Below are 12,512 nucleotides of genomic sequence, written 5' to 3' on the forward strand. Positions count from 1 at the left end.
TGGAGGGGCTTGGGGAGGCACCCCCTTCAGGCTTGGGAGACCGCATTTCGAGGTTTAGTGAGCACTCATATCCCACCGTTTCCTCTCACATCCCCTCCTTCGGAGGGGCTTGGGGAGGCTTCTTCTTTCCAGTGCTTGGGCTCCTACATCCCCTCTTCCTCAGCCATTTCGTCTTCCGTCTTAGGCTTTGCGGGTTGCACCTGGTCACTACCCGTGTCGAGTTCTACGGCATCCGTGATGTGCAAACGACCCTGATTATCAATCGTAACATCAATGGGGACATACTCATCACTGTTCGGATCGGGTGAACCAACACTTGCTCCAAAGAAGAGTTTGTTGCCCTCTGCACGGTCGAACATAAACCCTACGAGCGCTCCTTCACGCCCATATTGATTGTCAGTAAAGGCTCTGAAGTCAGCTTTTGTGAATGTTTTATCATAGAAAGACGAACCATCCTGGCGCAGAATCTGCAACTGTACCTTATTATCATAGTACTTCCTTCCGTCCTCATCAGTTGTTGTTTCAAGTGATTTATCAGCAAAACGGCGGATACGAATGGTGTAAACGCTGCCCATCCATTGCACCTTCTTCTCGTATTTGAAGTCGGACAGACTCTGCGGATTGCGTGGAGTCTTGGGCTTAGGGGCTATCTTTGTGATGATATCGTTTGTCTTACGCTCTTTTTTACATGCGCTGCAACACAGCAGGGCGACTCCCATGAGGAGGAAAGAAATAAGTTGTTTCGTCATAACTTGTCTAATATTCCACCTGCAAAAGTACGCATTTTATCCGAATTAAACAACAAGATGGCGCACAACTAACACTCCATGGCTGCCTTTTCACCGGCTATGTAGCCTGTGGTCCATGCTGCCTGGAGGTTGAAACCACCCGTTATGGCGTCTATGTCGAGTACTTCTCCGGCAAAGAAGAGACCTTTGCACACCTTACTTTCAAGTGTATTCTGATCGATATTGCTAAGACTCACACCGCCACAGGTGACAAATTCGTCACGAAAACTACCCTTTCCGCCAATCGTGTATTGGTCGTTGACAAGCGTTTCAACCAACTTGTTCATAGTCTTTTTCCCTATTTCGCTCCACGGTTTGGTCACATCAACCCCTATTTTATCAATGAGATAGAGCCAGAGACGGGCTGGTAAGCCGAAGGGATGCAGTGTTCCGACTTGCTTTCGTGGGTTTATCAGTGCGAGATCTGCCAACTCCTGCTCCACATCCTGCCTGCTTCTGTCGCCTGTCCAGCTGATAGCGAGGGGCGAACGGTAGTCGTTTTCGGCAAGAAAGCGGGCTGCATAGGACGATAACTTCAGTGTTGCCGGACCGCTTGTGCCCCAGTGTGTGATGAGCAAGGGTCCCATTGCCTTCATCTTCGTCCCTGGAATGGACGTCACAACGGGGTCAACGACGGTGCCCATGAGGCTACAAAACGCCTTATCCTTAATGGTAAACGTGAAGAGAGAGGGCACTGGCGACTCTATTTCGTGCCCCATGCGTGCCAGATAAACCAGTCCGCGGGCATGGGGAGAGCCTCCAGTAGCAATGATAACACGGTCGAAGTAACGTTTTTCTCCGCCCCCGAAGTGCAGTTCGAAGCGTCCATCGGCGGTGTGATAGATGTCTTTCAGCTGACTTCTGCAGCTGATCTTCACCCCCAAAGAGGCTGCCTGACGTGTCAGACAGTTGATGATGGCAAGTGAATCCTGCGCTTTCGGGAAGACACACTCGTCCTCTTGCGTCACCAAAGGTACTCCTCGCTGTTCAAACCAACGGTAAGTATCCTTATAATCGAAGACGTTGAAGAGTCGCTTCATCAGTTTATCCCCACGTGGATAAGCTTGTTTGAGATCGGTGATAGCGGCAAAACTGTTCGTCACATTGCACCTTCCGCCACCCGTCACCTCGACCTTTGCCAGCACTTTTGATGCCCTTTCAAAGATCGTAACGTTTGCTTTTGTATTTGTTTTTCGGGCAGTAATGGCAGCCATGAAGCCTGCTGCACCACCGCCAATGATGGCTATGTCCATAGTAAAGAGTAGATTGTTGAGAAGAAGAATTAGTCTGGTGTATGCACTTTTTTACGCTTTCCGCTGAACTCATTGAAGTCTATTCGGATGATTTCAACGCGATGGAAGCTCTTATGAGCATACTTATCACCAATCTCTTTGAAGTCGGCTGACAGCTTATCAATGAGCAAATGCAATGCATGCATCTTCTCTTCGTCCGACAGATGGATTCGTGCTTCACCGAAGAAGATGGCACTTTCATACTCCGTTGTGAAGTTACGAGGCAACAGGTTCACGTTGCCAATGATGCAAAGTGACACCTTTGGATTCTTCTCAATGGCTTGTAGCTTGCGTCCCTCAGGTGCACAATGGATGTAAACGCTATGGTCTCCGTCCCAAACAAAGTTCACTGGGATACCGTAACCGGCGTCATCAGACACCATACTCAGTACTCCATACTCTCCATCACGTAACAATTCCAACGCCCGCTGCTCATCCATTAGACGGTCCTGACGGCGTACCCGGTCATTTACATACTTCATATTAGTCTATATTTACATGTAAAAAGAAAAAACCTTGACTGATTCCCATCACCCAAGGCTTAAATACTAAAACTAAATTAACCACTAAAAAAACTTGATGCAAAGGTACGAATAAAATCCGAAAAAGCAATAAGCGCACAACCAATTATGCACAAAACCGTATATTTTTAACACAATTTAATCAGTAAATGCGGTTTTATTTCAAATCAATGCACATATGATGCAATATGGTTAGATATGTGTGCAGAAAGAAAGGAAATACATCTTAATTGAAAAAAAACGACACAGAGGAAAGTTTAAAATTACATAAACATGTGCATTTCGCACTAAAAAAATATTATATTTTCGGTGTTTTATGCAAGACAGAGGGACAGATGGTATTAGACAGAATAACCTTTTGTTTTAGACAGAATGAACATAAAAACATACTTCAATGACAGATTCCTTAATGCTCTATCACGTGATGACGTGCTTCGGAGGGCATATACCTTATTATATAATGACCTTGGGAAACGCACGGGACAACCTATACATTGGGTGGAGAAGACAGAAAATATAAAAAGAAATGGTAGTGAGGAAAACAATACATGCTCTTTTGCATTGTAAAAGACGCCCTTTTGCAATGTAAAAGGGCATGTTTTGCAATGCGAAAGGGCACCTTTTACAACCCCATCTGTGACCTATTGACATCCCGAAGGTCACAAAGTCGGTTTTCGTCCCTTTCCCCTTGTATTGCCGTTGTGCGCCTCTTGTTATTTATAAAGATACTTCTTAGTACATAAGAGTTGATGTGCGGTGAGCTGAAAGCGCGTAATCTGAAGTATAATAAAAAATGGTATACAGTCCGACTGCATACCATTTTCTATTTTAAAGTGATGTAATTCTATCGTCTTACCAGATCTTTAACGTGTTCTGAAGGTTCTTATAATCCTGGTCGAGTACAGGTTTGTGGTTTGAATCTTCCTCACCTGATATCCAAACAGGGCGGATAGCCTTAGCCTGACCCTTAGCATTTGGAGAGATTTTCCATTCTGTTGGACCAAAGAGGAAGTCTCTTGACAAAGCCACTGTGTTGGCGGTTGAGGTCATATACTGTCCATATGCACCTGCTCTATACGTCATATCTCTATATCCCATTGTAGGAGATAAGTCCATACGTCTACCCGTAATAGGCAAGAACAAACCCTTGTTTGCACGTACAAGTGCCGTAACATTGGTGTACTTATAGAGCGAATTAACCCTTGTTGGGAAGGACTGTACTCTTATAGCACCAGCCGTTGTGAAGTATGCACCATATACAAATGTACCTTGTTCTGTTATACAGTAAGCTGGGATAGCATTGGCTTTGTTATACAAGTTAGTGATGTCTGCTTCGGTTGGCATACGATATTTCTGTTTTTTATCCGCTGTATAATAACGTACAATGTCACCAAACTCAGCACTACTTCTGTCTACTTCTTGATGTATACCAAACAGCTTAGGAGCATAGTATTTATCTACAGTAATATCCCTAGGAGTGTATGTACCCTTGTCTAGTTTGAGGGCATCAACAATGTCACCAAAGCGGAAAAGGTCTACATCATCAGTTGTTTGTGTAGGTGAACTCTCGAACTGTGATGACTGAAGTGTGCCATTTGCTGCTGGTTTACGGTTGCTTCCGAGCTTCACCGCACGGCGTGAAATCCACCATTGTGCTGGTGCTATACCCCAGTAACCACCGGTCTCTGGACCGTAATGGATGAAGTTTCCTGTTGCCCATTTGATGCCTTGTACCTCAACATAAGGCTGCGGTAACACCTCTGGCATACTCAAAAGGTCAGTGTGATATACCTTTCCTTCATCGAAAGTGATGCTTGCATACTCCTTCTTATAGCATTTATTACCCACGTAAACCATGATGAGTACATCGGTATAGGTGCCTGGAAGGAGCGAAATGTATGTATATTTCCCACCTGCAGACGATACCTTCTGACCCGTAGGAGGGGTAACAACGATGTTCATACTCTCATCAGCTGGGTTGTTCGTAACGAAGCTTCCCGTTGAGAGATTGAACACATCAGACCCCTTTACATTTGAGATGTAAACAGAATCGATGTTGGTTAGAATATTATTATTACTATCTGTGAAACGCAAACCCCACAAAGAGACGATACGTTTCATATCTCCAATACTCACATTCAGGTTCGAACCGACGATGCTTTTTGGCTTAACCTTCTTGTATTGGTAGTCATATAACTTGCCGATTGTCTCTGCTGTACCGTCCTGACGGGTCAGGTTCAACGCAAGAAGGTTTGATATATGGTTGACCTCATCATGGTAAGGTTTACCGTCGTCCTTGCCCGTTTCCGTAACAGGTGCAATGCTTTTCCCCACTGCATCAGCTGGATAGAAGAAGCAAAGGTCGTCCGTTGCTTTCACTTTTGCATTGCCCTTGGCTGCTATCTGACCTGTAAACGTGCTACCTTTACCGCTCTTATCGGCTGCGATAGTCCAGTAAGAAGTACGTGTATTGCTTGTTCCGTCACTTGAAACGAAGGCAATCAGCTTGTCACCTGCAGCCCATGTAGAGTGCAATACCTTCTTATTTGTAGCGTCAACGCTAAGCACACGACTACCAGGTTGGTTGTCTTGAGCAGCGTCAACATCAGCTGTGACATTATAAACATTCGCATTTGCGTCGCCACCTGCCGCACTGTCAATATCGTCCGACTGGCAAGCTGTGAACGCCGTTGCCATCATTCCGGTGATGGCAAGGAGCAGAATCTTTGTCTTGTTCATCTGTTATAGGTTTTTCTTCATTGTTAATTTTCTCTTAATCTCTTATTCTTGCTCACCCCATGTCTGTACTTTGGCTGCATTAAAACCCGAGAATGGGTTCGTACCCTGGTTGTTGCCACCTGTTGGATCACCACCCTCTGTTGGGTCTGGGGTTGAAGCACTGATTGTCATCAATGAACTTTCTGCGGCAAGAAGAACCACAGTTGTGTTGGGTCTACGATAAGTTTTCTTCGTTGTCATAGAGCAATTATTTTTTAATTTCCGCTTTTAAAATCCTGAATCCTTAGTAAATATGTATATAGAATATACGTTTTCTGTGATAATTTAGCACTATTTATCAAAATAGCGGTGCAAAGGTACGAATAAAAATCGAATCTGAAATAATTTCAATCAATAATCTTCTTGACGCAAATCAAAAAGTGTTTTGAACCTAAAAAACACATGTTCGTCATGAATATGACGACCCCTGCAGATGTTAATCACTTAAGCCTAAGGAGGAAACACTCGCCATTGCCCTTGCAGAGGAGCGTGTCCTCACAGACGGTTTGCACCCTTCCCCATCACAAACCACGGACGGGAATCCACCGCCTTTTGCCCTCTCCGGGTGTTAACAGTAGATAACAGGATTTAATAAAATAATCTTACAATTCGCAAGGGCTTATTGATTACAAAACGAAGGATAATCATTAAAAATCGCCTTTGTAACCATCAAGGAATCAATAGGTTACAAAGAGGGTTGTAAAAGGTGCCCTTTTGCATTGCAAAACATGCCCTTTTACACATCAAAACATGCCCTTTTACATTGCAAAAGGGCATCTTTTACAACGCAAAAGGGCGTAGATGGGAAAGCAGGAAGGAAAGAAATTGACAAAAAACGGCCTCCCCAAGCCCCTCCGAAGGAGGGGATGTGAGAGGATACGGTGGGATATGGGTGGCTCACTAAGCCTCGAGTTACGGCCTCCCCAAGCCCCTCCAGGGGGAGGGGATGTGCCTGGCGGGATACGGAATGCTGTGAGTTGGGGAGATGGAAGGAGGAAGAATTGGACTTAAAGGGTGTTTGTTTATTCTTAATGGTCAAATGTTTATAGGTCAAAAATAGGCTTTCTCGCATGCAGACCGACTATCTGTTAATTCGTAAATTCGTAGTTTTTAGCTTACAGTTCATCTATCTGTTAATTCGTAAATTCGTGGTTTGGGGCACGCAATGCGTACGGTTGGGGAGGCGATTGTTTGTCAATTGAAACAAAAAATCACATAGATAAAAAGTAATTTAATCTTATTAACAATGGCGCAACTAGTGCTGTGGCACACAGATTTATGCATAAATGAATAAAAAAAGATTTAACATTAAATCGTGATAGTGTGCTTCTGAAACTCAAAAAGAGGGCGTAAAACGCTGTGAGAAAGGAATGTTCATGGTTTAAACGAATATGTTAAACAACATTAATAACACTGTGTTGGTACATATAATACGCAATTTTATTCATAATTTTGCAACCGAATAACTTGCTTCTTGACTAATAACACATTTACTTTTTTTATAAATAACATTTAAACGAAGATTAAAAAATGAAACCAAAAAGGACATTTTTAGGCTTGCACCATTGCAAGTTGTATGCCCTTACATTCTTGCTGGTCATGGGATGTATCAACTCCTTTGCACAAACTGGCAGTAAGGCTGTAAAAGTAACCATTAGTCCTAAATCAGGAAACATCATCTCGACGCGCTCAGAGAGTGCACTTGAGGCTGGTTCGGAAGGTGGGTATGGATCGCTTTTTATCCACAATCAAGCCCCACTTACGTACACAACAACCGACCAACCAGTGTTTTCTGCCGACGGATTGATGCGTAATCACACGGGAAACATTCGTTTCTACGACCACAACACCACCAGTATTGACGATGACAGAGTGGTACACATCACGGGTATCTTTAACTCTTTCGCTGCTCTGGCAGTGCCAAAAGGATACCGCATCACGAAGTACACCATCCGCATCAAGAACAATCTGAAAGGTAGCTATGGGCAGGCTGACTACGAAATCTTGAACAAATCCTTCCAATACTCCGATGGTTCACAGAAGCTAACATGGCGACAGACGTCGGATTGGTACTTCGGTGAGATTCCACAATCGGACGTTGCGACGGAGAATGCACGCAAAGGCAATTCCAATATGCACTGGATTGGTACGCCAATCAGAATCTATCACACTGGTGACGGTAAGACAAAGACCTACGAACTGACGCGTGGTAACGGTACAACGGATAACCTTGGCAACGTGATTTACTTCACTTTCATTGGTGATCACAGCACTTCCAACACGCTCGCAGGCTTTGAATACGAGTCATTCGAGGTTGATATCGCTCCGGATGTGGAGTTCCCAGTGTCTATTTCACCGTCAAACGTGTCGGAAGAGTTGACCAATCTCGTGGAGAATGGCTTCGAAACACGTAAGATTGATGTAGGAGAAATCAAACGAATAGAGAAGAATGGCAAGAAGTTCCTGGCTTATATGCCAAGCAATATCAAGCAGATGGAAGCCACGGTGAAGCTCTTTCACGAGTCAGCCGTTGAGAACGGAACATGGAAAAAGACGACAGGAAGCAATCAATACATCTCTGCTTTACAGTCGGGAAGCACCAACTGGAATGCTTTGAAGAGCGGTGTTTACTACATAGAAGCACCTACAAAGATTGTGAATACATACGCTGACGGGACAACAAACACCGTCCCTGTGGGCTATCGTATCACTGGTGCAACCTTTAAATATACGTATGGTACGAGTCAATCTGGTGGTCAACGGGGCTTCAGAATCAAGAAAAAAGGGGTGAATGCATACCTTAACAGGTACCTGCAATGGACCTCTTTAGCCTCCAGTTGGGAGCAAGATGCCTTGGGACGTATCTACATGCAGGGTACAGGTGGGACGAAAACCTATCTCACAGTAGGGTCACGCACAGCGTCAAACGACTACTCCATCACGACGACAACAAACATTTCAGCTGCCAGTATGAACTGGTTCTTCGATACAGAAGGTAGACTTTACAACCTCAACTATGGTTCAAGATACTATCTAACGTATGTTCCTGGAACAGCTTATCCCGCTGCACAGACCGTACTTTCCTATTATTCACGTGGTGAATACCCCAAACGAGAGGCTGCAGGGTCGTCTTTCACACCGCAGAACTTCACCTTGAAGATATACGATAAGACCGGAACGACGGTTGAAAGGACTGAAAACGTGTCGGCAACCAACAGCAATGGCACTGTCAGCATTGATGGTTTGAACAACGATGCAGTGAAGTTTGCAATTGAAAACACCACCGGTATGGCGTTAGTGAACGTAGATGTGAAGATGGAACCATTGAATCCGTATGTCAGTACGGCTGATATCGTGTGCACAGGAGCGCAAGGTGAGGAGATGACACGTACGTTTACGAATGCAACAGACTTCAAAATGGGTGGCGATCTCTTTGTTTATAAAGTGCCACTGGGCTTCTCAACGCCTTCACAAGGTACTTTCTCCTTCCGCAATCTGAAGTCACTCTTTGCCGATGAGACCTACCTTAACTGTGATCCTCGTGATGGAAAGGTGCGTTATAGCTTTGTAGGTTCGAAGTATACACCCGTCAATGGCAACGATCTTTACGGTAGTGGATATGACCCGAACCACTCTTATCTCGACAAAATAGACGTGAATGTGGCTGGTAATAAGGCTTTCTTGTTCAATAATTCGGCGGAGCTCGACCGTAACAGGAACACCCTTTCGACGCTTTACCTTACTGAAACGCCGTTCAGTGCAGCTGCTTATACAGCACAAGGGGGTAACTTCAACGCTGCAAACGCTGTGGTACAGATAGGCGAAACGAAGACTCTTTACCTCTTCACAAAGGACGAAACGCGATACAACATTGCTCCAACGAAGAAGGAACAGCACGATGCTTATGCCTATTACACCACGAATATCGAGCTGACAACGGGCAATTACACACCGAAAGTGGAGTGGACGAAGATCTATGACAAGACCAATTACTACAAGACGGCTGCTGATCAGGACAACGAAGAGGCAATGTATGGGGCGAAGATCACAACCACTGATGCCGGATTTGACACAGAAGGCAACGCTTCCTATGGCTATCTGACACTCTCACAGATAAAAGATGCCATGACAACGGCACTCGGTGGAACCAATGCTCCAGCGTCATTCGACCAGATATTGTACGTTGACAACTCCGAACTCTTCAGTGTTGTGGGTAGCACGAATGATGCTTCAACGGGCATAATGAGCATGAACACGTTCCGTAATCCACTGGCTAAGAACGCTATCATATACCTCCCTTACCGTTCAGCAGCACAGGCAACGACACACAATGTGGCTGTTATGAAGGAAGGAAGTACAACGGATTTCACCTCACCTGTCGACTTCCAGCTCATTGATAAGAATCCTTTCTTTGCGCCATTCAGCATCCAGCTCACTGCAGATAAGTATGCTACATACGCACGACAGGTGACTTATCAGGGTTATGGTACCGATACTTATGCATCTATTGTACTACCTTTCGCACTGACAGTGGATGCCAATGGCGAGCATAAAGACGACCTCGGCGGCTTCTATGAGTTCACCGTTGGAAAGATGAAAGACAACGGACTGACTTACACCAGTACGCCATCCATGCAGGGAACGGACTATCATGCCACGGCACAGTTCAGTAAACTAACGGCTGATGCAGCTGCAAACACGGATTACATGGTGCGCCTTCCTCGTACAAATGCCACTCCGCAGGTGCTCTTCACAGTACGTCAGAAGGGAGCTTTCATTGAGAAAACAAACTCGAAAAACCAGCTCATAGCGGGCGAAACGGTACAGAACACACTCGACGGGGCGGCAGCAAACCTCACAAGTTACCACACTTATTCGGGTGTAAGGATGAACAAAGCAACGAATCAGGACGTGTTCTACTTCTCATATAATAAGTTTGTTGCCCTTCGAAACCTGCGCAAAGACGTGCTCTATCAGTGGCCTTTCCGTGCCGTTTATAAGTTTAACGGGTCGCCAGCAGCGGCAGCTAAGGCGTTCACAGCAATGGAAATAGCCTTCGATGACACCACAGATGACAAGACACCAACGGGTATTGACGAACTGAACAACGATGTGACGCTGGCTGTTACCACAACTGATAACACCATCATCACCAAGAGTAAGAAGGATACGGAGGTGAGAATACACAGTCTGACGGGACAGATGGTGGCAAGAACCACAGTGAAAGCTGGTGAGACACGTGCCTTCCACGTGCCGACAGGCATATACATCGTAAATGGAAAGAAGATAACCGTAAAATAAAAAGATAGCAATGAAGAAAATATATATACAGCCTTTGGCTACCATTCATCATGTAAATATAGAATCAATCATGATTGAAGCGTCCGACCAGGGTGACCATGCGGAAAGTAAACCCAACCCATTTGAGGAAGATCAGGTAAGTGATTGGGATGAATGGGAGCGTGAAGAGTAAGGGAAGAGGCGGCCTCCCCAAGCCCCTCCGAAGGAGGGGATGTGAGAGGATACGGTGGGATATGGAGGCTCACTAAGCCTCGAGAGTGACCTCATCAAGCCCCTTTAGAAGGAGAGGATGTACTGAAAAAGGGTGGGGTTGTTAGTCTATTAACAGCCTCACTAAGCCCTTCCAGAGGAGGGGATGTGCCTGACGGGGTACGTATTCCCGATGAAAAGTCAGAATAGTTGGAGGAGTTAGAGTTCTAAATGGCATAAAAACCGTTACGTCAAAAGCGTTGTTGGAAATCCGAAAGGGTTTCCCACGAATGGTTTTTAATGACTATAAGTACTTTAACTCCTCTAAATATTAAAGCGCAATTCGCTTGACTTTTAAATCCTAAAATCCATTGTTAAGAGTTCAAATCAATATCTTAAAACACACAAATCATCTACTTGTTAACTCGTGATCTTTTATGCTATTGCCCGCAATTCATCTACTTCTCAATTCGTAAATTCGCAGTTTATAGCATGCAATTCATTATCTATGAATTCGTAAATTCGTAGTTATCGCTTGCAATTCACCTATTTGTTAATTCGTAAATTCTTGTTCTATAGCATACAACTAACCTATCTCTCAATTTGTAAATTCGTAGTTTAGAGCATGTAACTTGTCTATTTTTCTTCTTCAGAACCAGCCCCCAAAAACGCTCAAACACCGTTTTATGTCCTCTCAAATACAATGGGGAATCTCGCTAATTGTCCTCCCTCTCCTTTCGGAGAGGGTCGGGGAGAGGCTGCTTCGGGTGTGTTTCAGACTGTATGAAATACCCTTACAAATTACACATCACTATTGTTCGCAAATCAACTCATTATCGTTAAAAATCGCCTTTGTAACCTTTGGATTATCAGTTAGTTACAAACAGGCTTGTAAAAGGTGCCCTTTTGCATTGCAAAACATGCCCTTTTACACATCAAAAGATGCCCTTTTACATTGCAAAAGGGCATCTTTTAGAACGCAAAAGGGCGTAGATGGGAAAAGGAAAGGGAAAGAAATTTACAAAAATAACCCCCGAAACGCGGCCTCCCCAAGCCCCTCCAGGGGGAGGGGATGTGCCTGACGGGATACAAAATGCTGGGGGTTGGGGAGATGGAAGGAGGAAGATTTAAAGCTAAAAGTTCATGGGTTAATTCTCAAAGGTCAAATGTTTAGAGGTCAAAAATATGCTTTACCACACACAGACCGCCTATCTCTTAATTCGTAAATTCGTGGTTTATAGCAGGCAAATAACCTATCTGTAATTCGTAAATTCGTGGTTTTTATTTTGCAATTCACCTAACTGTAATTCGTAAATTCGTAGTTTTTAGCTTGCAATTCATTATCTATGAATTCGTAAATTCGTGGTTTGAAGCATGCAAATAACTATCTCTCAATTCGTAAATTCGTAGTTTATAGCAGTCAACTCGTTTACTTTTTAACCTCAGAACCAGCCCCCCAAAACTCTCAAACGCCGTGTTATGCACTCTCAAGTACACCGGGGTATCTCGCTAATTGTTCTCCCTCTCCCTTCGGAGAGGGCCGGGGAGAGGCTGTTTCTTATCTAAAATAAAAAACCCCTAAGGGCCTGGGAGCGGCTCTTAGGGGTTGTTTCATTACCCGAAAAGACTGTCTGTTCCGACAG

At 44.5% G+C, this 12,512-nt stretch carries 8 protein-coding genes; 3 read left to right on the top strand and 5 right to left on the bottom strand.

All coding sequences use genetic code 11. From position 1 onward, the window contains the following. Nucleotides 1-143: 143 nt before the first annotated feature. The 3 genes from ACZ48L_RS11060 to ACZ48L_RS11070 all read right to left on the bottom strand — a co-directional run bounded on the left by ACZ48L_RS11060 (nt 144) and on the right by ACZ48L_RS11070 (nt 2,562). Nucleotides 144-749, bottom strand: a complete 606-nt coding sequence (locus ACZ48L_RS11060) for a DUF4738 domain-containing protein (protein ID WP_025792566.1) — start codon at nt 747-749, stop codon at nt 144-146. A gap of 68 nt (nt 750-817) precedes the next feature. Then, on the bottom strand, nt 818-2,041 hold the full coding sequence (locus ACZ48L_RS11065) for a BaiN/RdsA family NAD(P)/FAD-dependent oxidoreductase (RefSeq protein ID WP_464722048.1): 1,224 nt from the start codon (nt 2,039-2,041) through the stop codon (nt 818-820). Between the two features lie 29 nt (nt 2,042-2,070). After that, entirely contained in the window at nt 2,071-2,562 is a 492-nt protein-coding gene (locus ACZ48L_RS11070; RefSeq protein WP_025792565.1) for a pyridoxamine 5'-phosphate oxidase family protein, read from the bottom strand. Between the two features lie 411 nt (nt 2,563-2,973). On the opposite strand from ACZ48L_RS11070, the gene ACZ48L_RS11075 reads away from it, so the two are divergent. Next, a complete protein-coding gene (locus ACZ48L_RS11075; protein WP_025792563.1) occupies nt 2,974-3,168 on the top strand; it encodes a hypothetical protein in 195 nt (64 codons plus the stop codon). A 285-nt stretch (nt 3,169-3,453) separates the two neighbouring features. On the opposite strand, the gene ACZ48L_RS11080 is transcribed toward ACZ48L_RS11075, so the two are convergent. Together ACZ48L_RS11080 and ACZ48L_RS11085 are read right to left on the bottom strand one after the other, a co-directional pair. Next, nucleotides 3,454-5,340, bottom strand: a complete 1,887-nt coding sequence (locus ACZ48L_RS11080; protein WP_464722049.1) for a hypothetical protein — start codon at nt 5,338-5,340, stop codon at nt 3,454-3,456. A gap of 42 nt (nt 5,341-5,382) precedes the next feature. Continuing rightward, nucleotides 5,383-5,580, bottom strand: coding sequence for a hypothetical protein (locus tag ACZ48L_RS11085; RefSeq protein ID WP_025792562.1), 198 nt, complete (start codon nt 5,578-5,580; stop codon nt 5,383-5,385). A gap of 1,329 nt (nt 5,581-6,909) precedes the next feature. Here ACZ48L_RS11085 and ACZ48L_RS11090 point away from each other — a divergent pair. Beyond that, the gene (locus ACZ48L_RS11090) at nt 6,910-10,680 is read left to right on the top strand and encodes a T9SS type A sorting domain-containing protein (RefSeq protein WP_025792559.1); all 3,771 of its coding nucleotides are present in this window, start codon (nt 6,910-6,912) and stop codon (nt 10,678-10,680) included. Between the two features lie 10 nt (nt 10,681-10,690). Next, complete coding sequence (locus ACZ48L_RS11095; RefSeq protein ID WP_008823754.1) at nt 10,691-10,852, top strand: hypothetical protein; 162 nt, start codon at nt 10,691-10,693, stop codon at nt 10,850-10,852. Nucleotides 10,853-12,512: the final 1,660 nt, after the last annotated feature.

Source organism: Prevotella histicola (genome assembly GCF_055385135.1).

Bases quoted from the DNA above. Each gene is read 5' to 3' on its own strand.
- ACZ48L_RS11060 (WP_025792566.1), bottom strand. From the start codon at position 749: ATGACGAAACAACTTATTTCTTTCCTCCTCATGGGAGTCGCCCTGCTG.
- ACZ48L_RS11065 (WP_464722048.1), bottom strand. From the start codon at position 2,041: ATGGACATAGCCATCATTGGCGGTGGTGCAGCAGGCTTCATGGCTGCC.
- ACZ48L_RS11070 (WP_025792565.1), bottom strand. From the start codon at position 2,562: ATGAAGTATGTAAATGACCGGGTACGCCGTCAGGACCGTCTAATGGAT.
- ACZ48L_RS11075 (WP_025792563.1), top strand. From the start codon at position 2,974: ATGAACATAAAAACATACTTCAATGACAGATTCCTTAATGCTCTATCA.
- ACZ48L_RS11080 (WP_464722049.1), bottom strand. From the start codon at position 5,340: ATGAACAAGACAAAGATTCTGCTCCTTGCCATCACCGGAATGATGGCA.
- ACZ48L_RS11085 (WP_025792562.1), bottom strand. From the start codon at position 5,580: ATGACAACGAAGAAAACTTATCGTAGACCCAACACAACTGTGGTTCTT.
- ACZ48L_RS11090 (WP_025792559.1), top strand. From the start codon at position 6,910: ATGAAACCAAAAAGGACATTTTTAGGCTTGCACCATTGCAAGTTGTAT.
- ACZ48L_RS11095 (WP_008823754.1), top strand. From the start codon at position 10,691: ATGAAGAAAATATATATACAGCCTTTGGCTACCATTCATCATGTAAAT.